The 18,591-nt window shown below is 55.7% G+C and carries 14 protein-coding genes; 6 read left to right on the top strand and 8 right to left on the bottom strand.

The window, feature by feature from the left end; genetic code table 11:
• Positions 1–6 precede the first annotated feature (6 nt).
• Entirely contained in the window at positions 7–3,342 is a 3,336-nt protein-coding gene (gene mscM, locus PanJK_RS07650; protein ID WP_256697596.1) for a miniconductance mechanosensitive channel MscM, read from the top strand.
• A gap of 52 nt (positions 3,343–3,394) precedes the next feature.
• Here the strand turns inward: mscM and mdh are convergent, their stop codons facing one another.
• Positions 3,395–4,330 (bottom strand): malate dehydrogenase, encoded by a 936-nt coding sequence (mdh, locus tag PanJK_RS07645; RefSeq protein ID WP_097095873.1) that lies wholly within the window; start codon positions 4,328–4,330, stop codon positions 3,395–3,397.
• A 424-nt stretch (positions 4,331–4,754) separates the two neighbouring features.
• Between mdh and argR the strand changes: the two genes are divergently transcribed.
• The 4 genes from argR (at position 4,755) to yhcN (PanJK_RS07625) (ending at position 6,703) form a co-directional block, all read left to right on the top strand.
• Positions 4,755–5,225, top strand: a complete 471-nt coding sequence (gene argR / locus PanJK_RS07640) for a transcriptional regulator ArgR (protein WP_008101964.1) — start codon at positions 4,755–4,757, stop codon at positions 5,223–5,225.
• A 489-nt stretch (positions 5,226–5,714) separates the two neighbouring features.
• Positions 5,715–5,978 carry a peroxide/acid stress response protein YhcN gene (gene yhcN / locus PanJK_RS07635; protein WP_256697598.1) on the top strand — a complete coding sequence of 88 codons (264 nt, stop codon included), beginning with the start codon at positions 5,715–5,717 and terminating at the stop codon, positions 5,976–5,978.
• 90 nt (positions 5,979–6,068) lie between these two features.
• The gene (locus PanJK_RS07630; RefSeq protein ID WP_007891990.1) at positions 6,069–6,335 is read left to right on the top strand and encodes a YdgH/BhsA/McbA-like domain containing protein; all 267 of its coding nucleotides are present in this window, start codon (positions 6,069–6,071) and stop codon (positions 6,333–6,335) included.
• Positions 6,336–6,436: 101 nt separating this feature from the next.
• The gene (gene yhcN / locus PanJK_RS07625) at positions 6,437–6,703 is read left to right on the top strand and encodes a peroxide/acid stress response protein YhcN (protein ID WP_008101968.1); all 267 of its coding nucleotides are present in this window, start codon (positions 6,437–6,439) and stop codon (positions 6,701–6,703) included.
• Positions 6,704–6,753: 50 nt separating this feature from the next.
• Here yhcN (PanJK_RS07625) and PanJK_RS07620 read toward each other — a convergent pair whose 3' ends face one another.
• The 5 genes from PanJK_RS07620 to aaeX all read right to left on the bottom strand — a co-directional run bounded on the left by PanJK_RS07620 (position 6,754) and on the right by aaeX (position 11,722).
• The gene (locus tag PanJK_RS07620) at positions 6,754–7,023 is read right to left on the bottom strand and encodes a hypothetical protein (RefSeq protein ID WP_036647722.1); all 270 of its coding nucleotides are present in this window, start codon (positions 7,021–7,023) and stop codon (positions 6,754–6,756) included.
• A 25-nt stretch (positions 7,024–7,048) separates the two neighbouring features.
• On the bottom strand, positions 7,049–8,503 hold the full coding sequence (locus PanJK_RS07615; protein WP_265298630.1) for an NAD-dependent succinate-semialdehyde dehydrogenase: 1,455 nt from the start codon (positions 8,501–8,503) through the stop codon (positions 7,049–7,051).
• 111 nt (positions 8,504–8,614) lie between these two features.
• Positions 8,615–10,567: a p-hydroxybenzoic acid efflux pump subunit AaeB gene (gene aaeB / locus PanJK_RS07610; protein ID WP_265298629.1), complete on the bottom strand. Its 1,953-nt coding sequence runs from the start codon at positions 10,565–10,567 to the stop codon at positions 8,615–8,617.
• An 11-nt stretch (positions 10,568–10,578) separates the two neighbouring features.
• Positions 10,579–11,508, bottom strand: coding sequence for a p-hydroxybenzoic acid efflux pump subunit AaeA (gene aaeA / locus PanJK_RS07605; RefSeq protein WP_008101975.1), 930 nt, complete (start codon positions 11,506–11,508; stop codon positions 10,579–10,581).
• A gap of 10 nt (positions 11,509–11,518) precedes the next feature.
• Positions 11,519–11,722, bottom strand: a complete 204-nt coding sequence (gene aaeX, locus PanJK_RS07600) for a p-hydroxybenzoic acid efflux pump operon protein AaeX (RefSeq protein ID WP_007891984.1) — start codon at positions 11,720–11,722, stop codon at positions 11,519–11,521.
• Positions 11,723–11,981: 259 nt separating this feature from the next.
• Between aaeX and aaeR the strand changes: the two genes are divergently transcribed.
• The gene (gene aaeR, locus PanJK_RS07595; RefSeq protein WP_008101977.1) at positions 11,982–12,899 is read left to right on the top strand and encodes an HTH-type transcriptional activator AaeR; all 918 of its coding nucleotides are present in this window, start codon (positions 11,982–11,984) and stop codon (positions 12,897–12,899) included.
• A 327-nt stretch (positions 12,900–13,226) separates the two neighbouring features.
• Here the strand turns inward: aaeR and tldD are convergent, their stop codons facing one another.
• Together tldD and yhdP are read right to left on the bottom strand one after the other, a co-directional pair.
• A complete protein-coding gene (gene tldD / locus PanJK_RS07590; protein WP_061720201.1) occupies positions 13,227–14,672 on the bottom strand; it encodes a metalloprotease TldD in 1,446 nt (481 codons plus the stop codon).
• Positions 14,673–14,736: 64 nt separating this feature from the next.
• Positions 14,737–18,555, bottom strand: a complete 3,819-nt coding sequence (gene yhdP, locus PanJK_RS07585; protein WP_265298624.1) for an AsmA2 domain-containing protein YhdP — start codon at positions 18,553–18,555, stop codon at positions 14,737–14,739.
• Positions 18,556–18,591: the final 36 nt, after the last annotated feature.

Here is an 18,591-nt window from a genome sequence, read left to right as displayed (position 1 = left end):
TCTCCCGTGCGTGTTCTCCTCTCCCTGCTGCTGAGCCTTGTGCTCAGCAGTTCTGCATTTGCAGCCACCGTTCCGCAATCCAGCCAGCTTAAGCAGGAACTGGATGCGGCTAAATCCGCAAAAAGCTCCCCCGCGCAAACCGAACAGGTGCAGGCGCTGGAAGCGGCGATCAACTTCCTCAACGAGCGCGATGAGTCGCTGGCACGCGCGAAGCAGTATCAGCAGGTAATTGATGATTTCCCGCGCCTGGCGCGTGAATTACGTCAGCAGATCGCCACGCTGACGGACAGCAGCAAGGCGGTGCGCAGTAATATGAGCAGCGCCGAGCTGGATCAGGAGCTGTTGCAGGTCAGCAGCCAGCTGCTGGAGGAAGGCCGTCAGGCACAGCAGGAGCAGGATCGCGCGCGCGAAATCAGCGATTCCCTGTCGCAGCTGCCACAGCAACAAACCGACGCACGCCGGGCGATGACCGAAAGCGATCGCCGCGCGCAGAGTTCCTCGACAGCCACCACGCCGCTGGCGCAGGCACAGATATACGCACGTCAGGCGGAAAATGCTGCCAACAAAGCGCGCGTGGACGAGTTAGAGCTGGCACAGCTGTCAGCGAATAATCGTCAGGAACTGGCGCGTATGCGCGCCGAAGTACATCAGCGCAAAGCCACCCAGCTGGATAACTATCTGCAGGCGCTGCGCAATCAACTCAACAACCAGCGCCAACGTGAAGCTGAACTGGCGCTGGAGCGTACCGAGCAGCTGGCCGAAAACAGCGGCGATCTGCCGAGCTCGATCAGCGATCAGTTCCGCGTTAACCGCGAACTCTCCGCTGACCTCAACCAACAAGCGCAGCGCATGGATTTAGTTGCCTCGCAGCAGCGTCTCGCCACCAATCAGACTTTGCAGGTGCGTCAGGCGCTGAGCACGCTGCGTGAGCAGTCGCAATGGCTGGGCGCGTCCAATCTGTTGGGTGAAGCCCTGCGCGCGCAGGTCGCGCGTCTGCCCGAGATGCCGAAATCTCAGCAGATCGACAGCGAAATGGGCCAGCTGCGCGTGCAGCGTCTGCATTATGAAGATCTGCTCGAGCGCCAGCAGGATCTGCGTAAAGCCAAGCAGGATGATGGCACGCCGTTCAGCAGCGATCAGGTGCGCATCCTCGAAGCGCAACTCAAAACCCAGCGCGAACTGCTGAATTCATTGATTTCCGGTTGCGATACGCTGATTCTGGAAATCACCAAGCTCAAAGTTTCCAATACGCAGCTGCAGGATGCCTTAGCCGAAGTTAAAGATGCGACGCATCGCTATCTGTTCTGGACCGCCGACGTCAACACCATCGGCCTGAATTTCCCGGTCGAGATGGCGCAGGACCTTAAGCGTCTGCTGTCGCTGGATACGGCGGGTCAGCTCGGTAAAGCGCTGGCGATGATGTTTACCAATCGCGAAACCGTGTTGCCGATTATTGGTGCGGTACTGCTGGTAGGCTTCAGCATCAGTTCGCGTCGTCATTACAACGCCTTTATGGAGCGCTCCGCCAGCCGCGTCGGCAAAGTCACGCAGGACCGCTTTAGCCTGACGCTGCGCACGGTATTTTGGTCGATTCTGGTGGCGGTGCCGCTGCCGGTGCTGTGGGCCGCGCTTGGTTACGGTTTACAGCATGCCTGGCCTTATCCGTTCGCCGTGGCGATTGGCGATGGCATCACCGCCACGCTGCCGCTGCTGTGGGCCTTTATGATCAGCGCCGCCTTTGCGCGTCCCGATGGCTTGTTTGTGGTGCACTTCCGCTGGCCGCAAGCGCGCGTGGCGCGTGCGATGCGCTATTACTCGCTGTCGGTTGGGCTGATTGTGCCGTTGATCATGCTGCTGATCGCCTTTGCAAACCTCGACGATCCGCAATTCTCCGGCACGCTGGGACGCGTGTGTTTCATTCTGATTTGTGGCGCGCTGAGCATCGTTACCGTTAGCCTGAAACGCGCCGGTATTCCGCTCTATCTGGATAAAGAGGGCAACGGCGATAACTTTGTAAACCGCATTTTGTGGAACCTGATGATCGCCCTGCCGCTGGTTGCTGCCCTCGCCTCCTGCATCGGTTATCTCGCCACCGCGCAGGCGTTGCTGGCGCGTCTGGAAACCTCGGTGGGTATCTGGTTCTTCCTGTTGGTGGTGTATCACATTATCCGCCGCTGGATGCTGATTCAGCGCCGCCGCATCGCCTTTGACCGTGCACGTCAGCGTCGTGCCGATATGCTGGCCAACCGCGCGCGCAGTGAAGAAGAGAAAGAGCAATCGACGCCGGCGAATGCCGACACCATCGAAATCGATGAGCCAAGCATTGATCTCGATGAGATCAGCGCGCAGTCGCTGCGTCTGGTACGTTCAATCCTGACGCTGATCGCGCTGGTTTCGGTGATTGTGCTGTGGTCAGAAATTCACTCGGCGTTTAGTTTCCTCGATAACATTCCGCTGTGGAATGCCAGCACCACCATTCAGGGCGTTGATAGCGTGCAGGCGATTACGCTGGGTGCGGTGCTGATTGCGATTCTGGTGCTGATTATCACCACGCAGCTGGTGCGCAATATGCCCGCGCTGCTGGAGCTGGCGCTGTTACAGCATCTCAGCCTGGCACCGGGCACCGGCTACGCCATTACCACCTTGACCAAGTATGCGTTGATGCTGATTGGCGGCTTGATTGGCTTCTCGATGATGGGCATTGAGTGGTCGAAGCTGCAGTGGCTGGTTGCCGCGTTAGGTCTGGGTTTGGGCTTCGGGATGCAGGAGATTTTCGCCAACTTTATCTCTGGCCTGATTATCCTGTTTGAGAAGCCGATCCGCATCGGCGATACCGTGACCATTCGCGATCTGACCGGCAGCATCACTCGCATCAACACGCGCGCCACCACCATCACTGATTGGGACCGCAAAGAGATCATCGTGCCGAACAAGGCCTTCATTACGGAGCAATTCGTAAACTGGTCGCTATCGGATTCGGTGACGCGTGTGGTGCTGACGATTCCGGCGCCAGCCAGAGTCAACAGTGATGAAGTGACCAACATTCTTAAACAGGCGGCCGATCGCTGCACCTACGTGCTGGATATGCCGGCGCCGGATGTTTTCCTTGTCGATTTGCAGCAAGGTATTCAGCTGTTTGAACTGCGCGTGCATGCGGCGGAGATGGGACATCGCATGCCGCTGCGCCATGAACTGCATCAGCTGATTCTGCGCGGCTTTGAGGAGCACGGCATTGAGATGCCATTCCCGCCGTTCCAGGTACGCATGGAGACGCTAGGAAAACAAAATCCCGCCAGCAACGGCGCGCCCGCCAATAAGACCTTCAAATCTGGCGGCTTATAAAAACAAAACGCCCGGCAATTGCCGGGCGTTTTTTATTGCAGCTCAGAGCCGATCACTTCACAAACTCTTCGCCCTGCGCGATATCTTTCTTCAGCGTTTCCAGCATGCCGTTTAGCGCCTGCTGTTCAAAGGCACTTAGCGTGCCCAGCGGACGGCGTTCAACGATGCCGTTTTTGCCCAGCAGCAGCGGCTGCGAGAAGAAGCGGGCATATTCGCCATCGCCTTCCACATACGCGCACTCCACCACGTTGGCTTCGCCTTGCAGGGCACGAATTAATGACAGGCCAAAACGGGCCGCCGCCTGTCCCATCGACAGCGTCGCCGATCCGCCACCGGCTTTCGCTTCCACCACTTCGGTGCCCGCGTTCTGAATACGTTTGGTGAGATCCGCCACTTCCTGCTCGCTGAAGCTCACGCCTTTCACCTGCGACAGCAGCGGCAGAATGGTTACGCCTGAATGCCCGCCAACCACCGGCACTTCAATCTCATTAGGCTGCTTGCCTTTCAGCGCCGCGACAAAGGTATTAGCGCGGATGATATCGAGGGTGGAAACACCAAACAGGCGATTCTTGTCATACACGCCGGCTTTTTTCAGCACTTCGGCCGCAATCGCCACCGTGGTATTCACCGGATTGGTGATGACGCCAATCAGCGCTTTTGGCGCGGTGCTGGCAACCTGTTCGATCAGGTTACGCACGATACCGGCGTTAACGTTAAACAGGTCGGCGCGATCCATGCCCGGCTTACGTGCCACACCCGCGGAAATCAGCACCACATCAGCACCATGCAGCGCAGGCGTAGCATCTTCACCGCTAAACCCTTCCACGGTGACTGCCGTTGGGATGTGACTGAGATCGACCGCCACACCCGGCGTTACCGGGGCGATATCGTAAAGTGAGAGAGCTGAGCCTGCGGGTAATTGCGTTTTGAGCAGCAGTGCGAGCGCCTGGCCAATACCACCAGCGGCACCGAGAACGGCAACTTTCATCCTGAACTCCTTATTAAGGTGGGGCAGAGATATGCCGAAAATCCATCAGGTTACGAGTTTAATCAACTTCTCAGGCGATAGCGACTAAACCTGTCGCGCACTTAACACTACGCCGCAATCGGCTCCCGAGACATCTCCACTTCAGAAGTCGCCTGAATGATTCATTCGCAGCCAGAAGACAATGGACGGCAATGATCATCGATATTGTTGTTACCACCTCAATAATATAACAACTTTGCAACCTTCGCTTTGCGCGCCCACCCGCGATTTTGGTGCGACATCATATTCTGTTATTATGCCCGCCCCGCAGGTCATTACCGCGATTCTCTCATCAGACTTATTGCATAAAAATTCATCTAAATGCATAATAATTTATCTGCCGTGGGCCTGTTGCCCTCTGCAACCCTCTTTTAATTGGTAGCTTATGCGAAACCCATCGAAACAAGACGACTTGATTAAGGCGTTTAAAGCCTTATTGAAGGAAGAGAAATTCAGCTCCCAGGGCGAAATCGTGCAGGCGCTGCAGGAAGACGGCTTCGAGAATATCAATCAGTCCAAAGTTTCTCGCATGCTGACCAAGTTCGGCGCGGTGCGTACGCGCAACGCCAAGATGGAGATGGTTTACTGCCTGCCTGCTGAACTCGGCGTACCCACCACCACCAGCCCGCTGAAGAATCTGGTGCTGGATATCGATTACAACGATGCGTTAGTGGTGATTCACACCAGCCCGGGCGCTGCGCAGCTGATTGCGCGTCTGCTGGATTCGCTGGGTAAAGCGGAAGGGATTCTCGGCACCATCGCCGGTGATGACACCATCTTTATTACGCCTGCGCGCACCTTCTCAGTAAAACAGCTGTACGACGCGATTCTGGTTTTATTCGAACAAGAGCTATAAAACCCTGCTGCATACCGGCAGATCCTCTGCCGGTTATCTTGCCCTTCCCGCTTCATTCGTAACCAATCTGTTACAAACCCCTTGGTAAATAATAAGTTATCCATATGCTTAGCGGTTCTTTTCAGGCTAACAGATTGGTACGACCTTTGCGCCTGCTTAACCTTATGCGCTATTTTACACTGCTTTACACATCGTGCTCAGTGTCATTCCCTTTCCTCTGCGTATCAGCCAGCGAGATCAACCATGATCTTTCGCACTAAAAGATAATTTGATGTAGATCATTGTTTTTACGTCTAAATAACCATCAATGGTTAAGATCCAGGCGTTTTTTATAACTTCAGGTTCTAAAAAAGTGCCATAAGGATAAAGAATTACAACCAAACATTATTAGCTCGGTATTAATTTCCTGGGTGATTAGATCTATACTTGTTTTCGTGATGCAAATCACACGAAAGAAAAAGATAAAAATATACGACGAGGAAAAATATCATGAACGTTAAAACTACTATCGCGACTTTGAGTGTTCTCTCTGCCCTGTCATTTGGTGCTTTTGCAGCAGATTCTATTAACGCCGAACAGGCAGCGAATCTGCAACCCGCAGGCACCATTAGCGTCAGCGGCGTGGGCGGTTCTCCAATGGATATCCGTCAGCAGTTAAACGATAAAGCCGATCAGCAAGGTGCGAAAGCTTACCGCGTGATCGAAGCGAATACCGGTGACAGCTACCACGCAACCGCTGAGCTGTACAAATAAGTTATTGACTTAAAAAGCAATGTGAACGGCGACCCGTTTGAGACGCGCTTGCCTCTCAGGTTGCCGGCCCCCATTTCAGGAGAGTGAATCATGAAAACCAAATTAGCTATCGCAGTACTGGGCCTGGCTTCTGTTCTTTCTTTTGGCGCGAGTGCCGCCAGCCTTGTTTCAAACCAACAAGCTGAACAGCTGCAATCTCTGAACCAAACCATCAGCGTGAGCGGTGTTGACGGTGACCAGACTAACGTTCGTCAGGAACTGTCACAGAAAGCTGATGCGCAGGGTGCCAGCCATTACCGCATCATCGAAAGCAACCGTGGCGATACTTTCCACGTCACTGCTGAACTCTACAAATAATCACTAATTGAACGTCCGGTGCCTTGATGGCGCCGGGCAATAGATCGACGACCCGCCACCCCTTTTCTGCCGCAGGTTGTTGATTAAACGAGGAGAAAATTATGAAAATCAAAACAACCATCGCAACTGCTACCCTGCTTTCCCTGTTCGCCTTTGGTGCTTCTGCAGCACAACTGGTCACCGAACAACAGGCGCAGAATCTGCAACCTACCGGCAGCACCATTTCAATCAGCGGAACCGGCGGTTCGCCAATGGACTATCGTGCCGAGCTTTCTCAGAAAGCGGATGAGCAAGGTGCCAGCGCTTACAAAGTGATTGAAGCGAAAACCGGCGACAGCTACCACGTGACAGCTGAGCTGTATAAGTAATTCCTCGTCAATTAAGACGAACCCTTTGGCCCCGCTCGCCGGGGCCCTTTTTACTTTATATTGAAGCGGAGCTGGCCTTCCAGCTCCTCTTCTGCTTCATCAAATAGCAGGATCAATGCGCCATACCGGCGTTTCTGCCCTTTCCCCAGATTTACAAATTCAATCTCCAGCGGCAACGGCAGTTGCTCACCGACAATCGCATCCCAAAGATCGTCAAGATCGTTGATGGCGAGATCGGCTAGCGCAAAACGATCGCTAAACTGTCGATAAAAATGGGCTTGATCGACAATCTCGTCGAAATCGAAACGCTCGGTTCTCATCATGACGCCCTCTTGGTTGTTGCGGCTAGCTGAGTCCGCCGAGGTGCAACGCTTTAACTTCCAGATACTCTTCCATCCCCAACACCGATCCTTCGCGTCCCAGTCCAGACTCTTTCACGCCGCCAAACGGTGCCAGCTCAGTGGATACCGCGCATTCGTTAATGCCGATCATGCCCGCTTCCAGCGCCGCTGAGACGCGGAATACCCGCTGCAGATTCTGCGTGTAGAAGTAAGCCGCCAGGCCAAATTCGGTATTGTTGGCACGCGCAATCACCTCGGCTTCATCGTCAAAGCGGAAGCAAGCCGCAACCGGACCAAACGTCTCTTCCTGCGCCAGCTTCATCTCTTCATGCGCTTCGCCAATCACCGTTGGTTGCCAGAAGTTGCCGCCAAGAGGATGACGTTCGCCGCCGACCAGCAATTTGCCGCCTTTACTCAATGCATCTTTGACGTGCTCTTCCACTTTCTCCAGCGCGGACGGCTCAATCAGCGGGCCAACGATCACCCCTTCTTCCACGCCATTTCCGACTTTTAGTTTGCCCACCGCATCGGCCAGTTGATTAACGAAGCGATCGTAGACCGCGTTATGCACATAGAAGCGGTTGACGCTGACGCACACCTGTCCGGCGTTGCGGAATTTGTTGGCAATCGCGCCCTGCACCGCCGCATCAATATCGGCATCATCAAACACGATGTAAGGCGCGTTGCCGCCTAACTCCATCGAGACTTTTTTCATGGTTTCGGCGGCATTACGCATCAGCGTTTTGCCCACCGCGGTGGAACCGGTAAAGGAGATTTTGCGTACTGCTTTGCTGGCCATGATCGCGTCGCTGATGGCATGCGTGTCGCCCGCCACCGCATTGAGCACGCCATCAGGGACGCCGGCTTTCTGCGCCAGCGCCAGCAGCGCGAAGGCACTCAGCGGCGTGTTATTCGCGGGTTTAATAATGCCGGTACAGCCCGCAGCCAACGCGGGACCGAGTTTGCGCGTCAGCATCGCCATCGGGAAATTCCACGGGGTGATCGCCGCGACCACACCAATTGGTTCACGCGTCGCCAGAATGCGCGAGCCCGGTTTAGCTGGCGGGATGATTTCACCGTTGGCGCGTTTCGCCTGCTCGGCAAACCACTGAATAAAGCTGGCGGCGTATTCCACTTCACCTTCGGCTTCTTTGAGCGGTTTACCCTGCTCGGCCGTCATCAACTGGCCGAGCCAGCTTTTGTTCTCGATGATCAGCTGATACCAGCGATTGAGGATGTCGGCACGCGCCTTGGCGGTTTTGTCGCGCCAGGCGGGAAATGCACGCTGCGCGGCGGCAATCGCCTGTTCGGTTTCGTGCTGGCCGGCTTTCGCTACGTTGGCGATGACTTCGCCGGTAGCGGGATTGGTCACCTCAAAGGTCGCGCTGGCGTTATGCCACTGACCATCAGCGAAATAGCCGGTCTTGAATAAGTCGTGTTGTTGCAGGGAAGTGGACATCGGTTTTCTCCTGTCAGTTTGCGTCCTGTCAGGAAAGTATAGATGCCAATATCAGAGGTTTTTGTGTCAGCGTGGGATCTAAAAGGCCGCTGCAGGCTGCAGCGGCCAGTTTCAGATTTGTATTAAGGTGTTCTGATACTTATCCAGCATCAGCGCCAAACGTTTCACCGGTTCGGTGACGTTATCAGGTGCCGAATAATACTGCAGCTTCTCCTGATATACCTCCAGCTCCTGCAACAGCCGCTCGAAGTAATAGCGGCGCTTGTCATCGCTGGTCGCCGAAATAATGCGATCGGCGGTGGAGCGCAGCTGGCGGTGATAAGCCGAGAGATCGGCATTCACCGGCACTTCGGCATTACGCAGGCGTTGATGGCCGATAATCAGCGTCAGCGCGATACGGTATTTGTCGATATCGCCGGGGAACAGATTAAGCAGCAAGAACAGTTGCTGATACAGCGCCGGCAAGTGGTTCTCACGACGACGCGCCTGATTGGTGGTGAGCGCGGCTACTGCTGCATACATAAAGCGGTTTAGCAGCTTACGTCCGGTACGATCGCGTGATTTATCACGAATCAGCAGAATCACCATCATCGCCACAAAGCAGCCAATCACCTGGCCCAACACGTTATCAAGGAACACGTTGAACTCGAACTTCATCGGGTTATCCAGTACCAGCACGTTGATGGTACCAATCAGCGCGCCCAGCGTACCTAACTGGCGGCGCTGCACGAAGATGCCGCCGATAAAGCCCAGCGCGCCGATGGCGATACACAACAGCAACGCACTTTGCTGGGTCGCGGGTAGAATAAAGATGAAGTAAAGCGCGCCGAGCGGCACCGCAACCGTCATGCCGTAAAGGAAGTCTTTCGCCATCATCAACGGATTCGGCATACGCATCGCCAGCGCGGTAATCACCGCCAGCATCACCATGCAGCCGCTGCCCGATGTCCAGCCGGTATATAACCAGAACAGCGAACCCAGCGCGGTGGCGACAAAGGTACGCACGCCATTGATCATTGCGTGATGGGTTTCAGCGGATCGCGCCTGAACCACCACTTCGCGCTGCAGAATGCTCTCTTCCAGCGTGGTGATGCGGCTGTTGCTTTTGATGCCGTTGATCAGCAGCAGATATTCGGTGGCTGCGCCGACCCAACTCGCCAGCGTTACCGGCACAGTTTTGCTGCTTACGCCAATCAAGCGACGCATCACCTTCATGCGTTTATGCACATCGTTGACGTCGTTGACCTCTTTTTCGATCAGCAAACGATAGTGCGGTGGAATGTATTCCGGGCGCGAGTTTTGAATCAGGAAGGTTTCGGCGGCTTGGGTAATCAGCGTCAGCGATAAGGTGTTAAGCATTTGCAGGCGGCGGCTGGAGTTTTTCCAGCGTGACGATTCCATCATCAGTTGGCCGCGCATGCCGTTGAGCGCCGTGGTGCGACGCACTAACGCGCTCCAGGCTTTATCCACTTCGTCTTTATCTTCATGCGCTACGCACAGCTGTAGCAGTTTGTAGTGCGCCACCAGCAGCGCATCCACTTCCTGCTCAATCACTTTTTTGATTGAACGCGGCGAGAACAGCATGTCGGCGAGAATCGCACACAGAATACCGATGACGATTTCACTGCAGCGCTCAACCGCAAACTGCGGAGCCAGCGTTAAGCCACCGCTGGCATCCGCCGTGACCACGATGATCAGCGCGGTGTAACCGGCAAGGCCGAGCGCATAGGAGTTTTCGACTTTGATCAGCGAAGAGAGCCACACGCACATGCCAGCCCACATACAGCACAGCAGCAGCATCACCACCGGCGCACGCACCGTGGCAATCATGATGGTGAGCGCGGCGATACAGCCAATGAAGGTTCCGATGATGCGCAGAATGCCGCGATAGCGCAGTGCGCCAGAATAGGGATCGCCCCCCGCAGCAAAGGCGGTACCACCGGCCACGATGCCGGCGGTCATCACCGCCCAACGCGGCGTTTCCAGATTGAAGTGAAAGCCAATCATCAACGCTGCAACCAGCGCGAAGGTGAGCTTCACCGGGAAACGCAAAAACTCAATCATATCGCCCTCGCTTAACCAAACTCACGCAGGCGATTGAACAACTGCGCCAGCGGCGAGACTTTGGTTTCGCGATCCTGCGCACCGGTAATCACCACCGTTGCGGTGGTACCGGCCGGGAAGCGGTTGCCCGGTTGCTCATCGAGACGAATACGCACCGGCACACGCTGCGCCAGACGCACCCACTCCAGATTCGAGTCGATGGTCGCCATGCCTTTGCTGTCGCTGCTGCTGCTGCTGTTGGTTACGCCTGCCGCGATGCTGTCGACGGTGCCGCGCAACACTGCGTTGCTACCCAACGGCGTGATTTGCGCGCGGAAGCCAGGACGCACGCCATCCAGCTTGGTCTCTTCCATATAGGCCAGCACATAGAAGGAGTGCTGCTGTACCAGCGCCACGGCGACTGAACCGCGCGTGATAAATTCGCCCTGATAAACATTAAGGTTGGTAACCCAGCCGTCAGATGGCGCTTTGATGGTGGTGCGATCGAGATCGATCACCGCCAGATCGCGCGTGGCAACAGACTTCGCCAACTGATGCTCGCTGGTTTGCAGATCGTTGTTGGATTGCTCAATCGCTTCACGCGACATCGCGCTGGTCCCCAACTGATTGCGACGCGTGGCTTCACGGCGTTTTTCACTCACCAAAGCCTGGTAATATTCGACGTCCGCCTGGGCTTCATCCAGCGCTTTTTGGTAGCGCGGACGGTCAACCACAAACAGCGTATCGCCTTTTTTCACCAGTTGGTTATCGTGCACCGGCACGTCAGTGATGATGCCGGTGACGTCAGGCGAGATCGCCACCACATCGGCAGAGAATTTGGCATCACGCGTCCACGGTGATTCGGTGTAGAACACCCACGCGCGGAAGATGATCACGATGGCGATGACAACCAGCAGGAGTGTAATCGCGTATCGCGCGATTTTTCTTATTAGCGCTTTCACTTAAAGAACCTCAGACGAATAAACGGGATACAAGGTAAAACACACAGCAATACAGCGCGGTGTTAAACAGTGCGGGATGCCAAACCAGATCGTAGATCCCGCTGGGCGTCAGCACGCGTTTCACCAGCCAGAACAGCGCCAGTGAAACTAATAGTTCAACGAAGATGGGCGGAAAACTCAGCCCAAATACGACAAATACCGGAAGCACACTCATTTCGGATCCTTAGTTCGACCTTGCCGGATTGCACCGATACCTGCCCACATGCCGTGCGGCACGTTGGGTTTACGATCAGGGGATGACGGATAAACTGATGGCAACATTCAGGCCGCGTTGAGCTAATCATAGCGTATCATCGGGTTAACACAGCCATGTACAGGTGCAGTGAAGAGACCCAGCGACGCGTATAGTAACGCGCTTGACTATACGTTTTCTACATATTGTGAGCTAAATCACTTTTTAGCCAGAGTAAACAATGGATCGACTTAAAAGCATGTCCATTTTCGCCAAAGTGGTTGAATTGGGTTCATTTACCGCCGCAGCGCGCCAGCTACAGCTTAGCGTTTCGTCTATCAGCCAGATTGTCGCCAAACTGGAAGATGAGTTACAGGTCAAATTGCTTAACCGCAGCACGCGCAGCATTGGCCTGACCGAAGCAGGAAAGATCTATTTTCAGGGCTGTCGTCGCATGTTAGCGGAGGCATCGCAGGTGCACGAGCAGCTGTATGCCTTCAACAACACGCCGATCGGTATTCTACGCATCGGCTGCTCATCAACGATGGCGCAAAATGTGTTATCGGCGATGACCAGCGAAATGTTACGCGAATATCCGGGTTTGAGCGTCAATCTGGTGACGGGCATTCCTGCACCCGATCTGATCGCCAACGGGTTGGATTTGGTGGTGCGCGTGGGTGCGTTACAGGATTCGAACTTGTTCTCGCGTCGGCTGGGTGCGATGCCGATGGTAGTGTGCGCAGCGAAGAGCTATCTGGCGCAGCACGGCACGCCAGAGAAGCCCGGCGAGATCGATAATTTTTCCTGGCTGGAATACAGCGTGCGACCGGATAACACGTTTGAACTGGTTGCGCCGGAAGGATTGGTGACGCGCCTGACGCCGCAGGGCCGTTTCGTCACCAACGATTCGCAGACGCTGATTCGCTGGCTAAAAGCAGGTTGCGGTATCGCTTATGTGCCGTTGATGTGGGTGATTGATGAGATCAGCGCGGGTGAGATCGATATTCTGTTCCCGCAATATCACTCGGAGCCGCGCCCGGTATATGCGCTCTATACCGAGAAAGATAAGCTGCCGCTGAAAGTGCAGGTGTGCATTGATTATCTGACCGAGTATTTTAAGCAGGTGGCGCAGCAGTATCAGCAGCATCGGAAGGGTTGATTTGTTTTGTGTTTAGAGCGGGAGCTGCAACGTCTGCTGCTGGATAGTGAAAACTTTGAATTGATCTAACACTGCACAAATGTTGAAAAGCTGACTGAGCCGCGCTGGGTTGTGGCAATCCGCAGCGCTGAACAGAGTGAGGCGGCCAGGATAAGCTCGCAGGACGCGAACTTAAGGCGAAGCCGGGGCAGGAAGCCCCGTCTGAGCCGGTCCGTAAGGCTGCCGAACGGCGTGAAGGCACCGCGTAAGCGGCGCGAGGACCGCCACAACCCAGCGTGGTTCTGGCAGCGACGCACCAAGGTCGCCATGAATGGCGACCCTACAAGTTTAGGCGGTACCGCCTACGGTGATTTTATCCAGCTTCAGCGTTGGCTGGCCCACGCCAACCGGCACGCTTTGTCCCTCTTTACCGCATACGCCGACGCCTTTATCCAGCGCCAGATCGTTGCCAACCATCGAGATCTGCTGCATCGCTTCAATGCCAGAGCCAATCAGCGTGGCGCCTTTGACTGGCGTAGTCACTTTGCCTTTCTCGATTAGGTAAGCTTCTGAGGTGGAGAACACAAACTTGCCGGACGTGATATCAACCTGGCCGCCACCAAAGTTCGGCGCGTAAATGCCGTATTCCACGCTTTCAATGATATCTTGCGGCGTCGATTTACCCGCCAGCATGTAAGTGTTGGTCATACGCGGCATTGGCAGGTGCGCGTAAGATTCACGGCGACCGTTGCCGGTTGGATTGACGCCCATCAGACGCGCATTCAACTTGTCCTGCATGTAGCCTTTCAGCACGCCATTTTCAATCAGCATATTGTACTGGCCCGGCACGCCTTCATCATCGACCGCCAGCGAACCGCGCAGACCTTCAATGGTGCCATCGTCAACCACGGTACACAGCTCTGAAGCCACCAGCTGGCCCATTTTGCCGCTGAATACCGACGTCGCACGACGGTTGAAGTCACCTTCCAGACCATGCCCGACCGCTTCATGCAGCAACACGCCCGGCCAGCCTGCGCCCAGCACCACCGGCAACATGCCAGCGGGCGCCGCCACGGCGGAAAGATTGACCAGCGCCATGCGCACCGCTTCACGCGCCCAGGCATCGGCACGCACATCACCGCTCTCGTCGGCGAGGAAGAATTCATAACCGGTACGCGCACCGCCGCCGCTTGAGCCACGCTCCCGTTTACCCTGATCTTCCACCTGCACGCTGATGGACAGACGCACCAGCGGACGAATATCTGCTGCCAGCGTACCGTCAGTTGCCGCCACCAGCACTTGTTCGTAGACGCCGCTCAGGCTGGCATTCACTTCCTGCACGCGCGGATCGGCAGCACGCGCCACTTTATCGACGCGATGCAGCAGGGCAATTTTGTCTTCACGCGTCAGGCTATCCAGCGGATTGACGGGCGCATACAGCGAACGGTTCAGGACTGCCGACAAGGTGTGCGCTTTACCGTTGCCTTGTTCACGCACAATGCTGCGCGCCGCTTCAGACGACTGACGCAGTGCATTCAGGGAAATCTGGTCAGCATAAGCAAAACCGGTCTTCTCGCCGCTGACGGCGCGGACGCCCACGCCCTGATCGATGTGGTAAGAACCATCTTTAATAATTTTGTCTTCCAGCACCCAGGATTCGTGGAAACTGGACTGGAAATAGAGATCGGCATAATCCAGACGACGTTCTGAAAGCTGCCCTAACAGGGAGTAAAGGTCCTGCTGATTAATGCTGTTCGCAGTTAGCAACTGCTCACTTACCAGATTCAGAGTCATCGTTTCTCACTCATTATGTGCTCGGATAGTCATAGCCTGCGGCAATTACCCGACGGCGTCAAATTCACTTCTTATCGTCTACGCGCGGTTTACGCAGTACTTCATTGATTTCCGGCTTATCCAGCGGTCCGCTGATGTGATAACGCAGCAGCGAAATCTTATTCCACAGCGGCCCCAGCACTTTACTGGCGGCGAACACCGCTGCGCCGACCACCGGATTGATCACAAAGGCGGTGGCGACGCCGACCGAGGCGGAGATTTCCGGGGCGACCACCGCTTCCATGTCGATCTGACGCTTCACCAAATCGATGTTGCCCTTCATGGCGATATCCGCTTCAAGGCCATCCACCAGCAGGTTATCGGTGCGCATCACGCCGTTTTCAATCCATGCGGTGCCGTTAATCGAATCGAAATAGAAACCATCACTAAAGGTGTCGCTAAAATCGAAGCGCATCTTACGTAGCAAGGCATCGAAGCTAAACAGACGCAGCAACTGTCCCGCGCGACCGGTATTAACATCGGCGATCTGGCCTTTGCCAAAGTGGCTTTTCAGCGTACCGCTCAGCGTCTCTACCGAGGGTTGCCACGGCGCAGAACGCCAATGCAGATCGTAATCGAGTTTGAACGGTGCGTCGCGCAGCGGCGTGTTCATGCCAAACCAGTTGGCGGCGTCATTGATATTGTCACCGCTCAGGCTGCCCTTCAGCGAAGTGCGCTGATCGCCGGGTTTATTCACCCATTCACCCGCCACGTTGAGCTTCGAGCTGCCAGAATCAATCGAACCGTTAGTAAGTGCTAACGTATCGCCTTGCGGCTGCAGCTTCGCCTGCATGTGACCGAATTTCTGTCCGCGCAACCAGCACTCATCACAGTTAAGCTGCAATGCTGGCCAACTACTGAAGTTGATGTTGCTGCTGTTGCCGCCAAACGGCGATGATTTTCCATCGCTTTTCTCAGTCCATTCAGGATTGTAGTAAAGATAGCTCAGGTTGATCTGCCACGGTGACTGCTGCGCCGTCTGCAAACTGCCGCGTGCTTCACGGCTCTCCAGCTGCAAACGCGTGTTGCCGCCTGCGCCCTGCGTGACGGTGGCGTTAACGTCGTGCCACTGCTGACCACCCAGCGTCAGCGCCGGTGTCCGCAGAATAAAATCGCCAGGCAGCAATGCGCCGCCCACTTCAGGCTCGCCCTGCGCACTGCGTGAACTGCCCGCGCCAGCCATCATCCCTATCCAGGCTTCGCCATCCAGCGGCGGGAGATTCAGCTCCATGCCGCGTTTTTCCGGCAGCTTCGGTGTGCTTTTCGCATCGTTAAGCCAGATACCGCGATCAACGCGCAGCTGCGGCTCCAGAATCCAGCGGCTATTGAAACGATGGTGATCGCGCACGCTACCGCTCAAGGTAAAGCCTTTGAGATCGCCCTCCGCATTGATAGTAATCGGCATCGCTTCACCGGCCGCTTTATCCAGCGGTGCTGGTAAGTGACTACTTACTGCTTTGCCCTCGCCTTGCAGTGCAACTTTGTAAGTCGCGCCACCTTTGTGCGGCAGCGTGATATCGACATTGCCCTGCCACGGTAAAGAGCCACCTAACTGACGCGTGATGGCGTCCGGCAGCACCTTGAGTTTACCTGGCTGCCAATCGCCCAACAGCTTGACGTTCACGCCAAAGTCGTTGGGATTCTCTTGCGTGCTAAAACTCACGCCGGTTGGCTGCCCGAACCAATTGGCTTGCAACTCTTCACTCTCCAGATTGCCGTTGTTGTAACGGAAACGGCCGGTGAGATTGTTCAGCGTGGTTTTTAACGGTTTGATATGCAGCGTGTTGTTATTTAGCACCACATTGCCGCTGGCGTGCACCTGCTCGCCATCCAGCGGAATATCGAGATTGAGTTTGCCGCGCACATTGCCGCCAATCTGCAACTCCTGCAACGCCGCGCCGAGTGTTGGTTTCAGTGGCGTTTGCTCGAAATAGTCGGCGATTTTTTTGCCTTCGCCGCTGATATCGCCATCGATAATCAACTTCTCTTTCAGGTAATCCGGGATCACCGCGCTGACGTTGCGCGCATCAACTTCGCCGAGTTTGGTTTGATCGGCTTTCATCCACAAACCGTTGTTGAGGAAGTCGAGATTAATGTCGAGATTTTCCAGTGCAGGCCAGCCGGGCTGGAACTGGAAGGTGGAGTTACGCAGCGGTACCCAAACTTCAAACATGCCGTCATTGTGCTTAAACGGAAATAGCGCGGGATCGCCAGCAAACAGCAGCGTGGCGTTATCCACTTGCCCGCCTTTAATCGCGTCGCTGAGATAGTGCGTAAGATCGTGGCCCATCAGCTGCTGCGGGAAGTAGCGCCACGCATCGCCGGCATTGGTGACACGAATCCCGGCGAGAATATCAAGGCGCGGCGCGGTCCCCAAATTCTGCTGGTAGCGGAAATCGCCGCGTGCCCACAGCGAGCGCGCCTGCACATCCAGCTGATGTCCATCCAGCGTTAAGCCGTTGGCATCACGCAGCCAGTTAAGCTGGCCAGTGATCTGTTTAATCTGCAGCGGAGCCTGGAACATATCGCCATACGGTACTTCCGCCTGGCCCATCGCCACATCCAGCAAACCGTTGTTTAAGCTGCCGCTGGCGCTACCGCTGAGATTGCTGATACCCGGCAGCAATTCCCACTGTTGCCAGGCGAGATCGCGCCATTTCGCCTGCAAACGCGTTTGCTCCGGCTGCTGCAACGGGATATCCAGCGCCAGCGCATCAATGTGGCCGCGCGGCTGTAACGAACGCCAGTTATCCAGCAAAGTGGGGGAAAGTGGCTTAAACAGCGGCACGATCGGTGCCAGACGTTCTAAGTCGAGTTGGGTGGCACGCACGCGCATTTCCGCCGCACTGTTGGCGCCAATCATCTGCTTATCTTCCGGCTTCCACAGCAGAGAAAAATGCCCCGGCGCCCATGCGATGCCGTCGGTGCTCAGTCGCGTTTGCGGTACCGAAAGGCTCCAGCCATTTTGATAGCGCGACAAGTGCGCGGTTAAGCCATCGACCTGTAATTGATGATCGCCCTGCTCGCCGCGCCAGCGCGCGCCGCCTTTGCTCAGCAGCAAATCACCGGCGTAGAGATCGCCATCACGCAAATTCGCCCACGCAGCCAGACTGAAACGTGCGCTTTCAAGGCTGGTATTGTCACGCAGCCACGGGCCAATCCACGGCCGCACATCAACATCATCGGCCTGCATCCAGATGCGGCCATCGCTGAGTAAACCGTTGCTGTCGTTCAGATCAAGCCGCACCTGTACCACGCCATGCTGGCCGGTAAAACTGGAGAGGCTCACTTCGCCTTCCGCGCGATGACGGGTATTTTCGTTCAGCCAGGTAAGGCGTGGAATCGCCAGTTCGGCATGCTGGCCGGACGGCGTCAGAAAACGGATGCTGCTGTCGCGCAGATCGAAGTGATCGAACTGACGCAAAAACAGATCGTTAATTTGCGCCGGTTTGAAGCTGTTCTTCTGTTCATCGCTGGTGAACAGCGGATGGTTGGTTTCGAGATGCAGCTGCCAGAAGGTGAGATCGCGGAATTGCCAGCGCCAGTGCAGCAGCGATTGCCAGACATTGAGCGCCAGATTGACGCGGCCGATGGTGAGTTGACCATCTTCCTGCATCGAGATGTTGAGATCGCGCACCTGCAGCGTCGGGCCGAAATTCTCCCATTTCCCTTGCAGTTCGCTGGCATCGACCGTGACGCCGCTGACGCGTGAGATCGTCTGCAGAATATCGCTGCGATAACTGTTGAGGTGCGGCATCACGAGGCGCAACCCGCTGACCAGCAGCGCCACAATTACGATGATTGCGGCGAGCAGCAGTAACAAAATCCTCGGCAACCGCCTCACACACCTCTCCTTGCAGTCCGTTGGCTTACGGAACTT

It is taken from the genome of Pantoea sp. JK (assembly GCF_026130245.1).
GTDB lineage: Bacteria > Pseudomonadota > Gammaproteobacteria > Enterobacterales > Enterobacteriaceae > Pantoea > Pantoea trifolii.
This window is presented reverse-complemented; position numbering and strand designations above follow the sequence as displayed.

Coding starts and splice junctions, on each gene's coding strand:
- PanJK_RS07620 (WP_036647722.1), bottom strand. CDS start 7,023: ATGAGAACCGAGCGTTTCGATTTCGACGAGATTGTCGATCAAGCCCAT.
- PanJK_RS07615 (WP_265298630.1), bottom strand. CDS start 8,503: ATGTCCACTTCCCTGCAACAACACGACTTATTCAAGACCGGCTATTTC.
- aaeX (WP_007891984.1), bottom strand. CDS start 11,722: ATGAGTGTGCTTCCGGTATTTGTCGTATTTGGGCTGAGTTTTCCGCCC.
- aaeB (WP_265298629.1), bottom strand. CDS start 10,567: ATGATTGAGTTTTTGCGTTTCCCGGTGAAGCTCACCTTCGCGCTGGTT.
- aaeR (WP_008101977.1), top strand. CDS start 11,982: ATGGATCGACTTAAAAGCATGTCCATTTTCGCCAAAGTGGTTGAATTG.
- argR (WP_008101964.1), top strand. CDS start 4,755: ATGCGAAACCCATCGAAACAAGACGACTTGATTAAGGCGTTTAAAGCC.
- PanJK_RS07630 (WP_007891990.1), top strand. CDS start 6,069: ATGAAAACCAAATTAGCTATCGCAGTACTGGGCCTGGCTTCTGTTCTT.
- yhcN (WP_256697598.1), top strand. CDS start 5,715: ATGAACGTTAAAACTACTATCGCGACTTTGAGTGTTCTCTCTGCCCTG.
- tldD (WP_061720201.1), bottom strand. CDS start 14,672: ATGACTCTGAATCTGGTAAGTGAGCAGTTGCTAACTGCGAACAGCATT.
- yhcN (WP_008101968.1), top strand. CDS start 6,437: ATGAAAATCAAAACAACCATCGCAACTGCTACCCTGCTTTCCCTGTTC.
- mdh (WP_097095873.1), bottom strand. CDS start 4,330: ATGAAAGTTGCCGTTCTCGGTGCCGCTGGTGGTATTGGCCAGGCGCTC.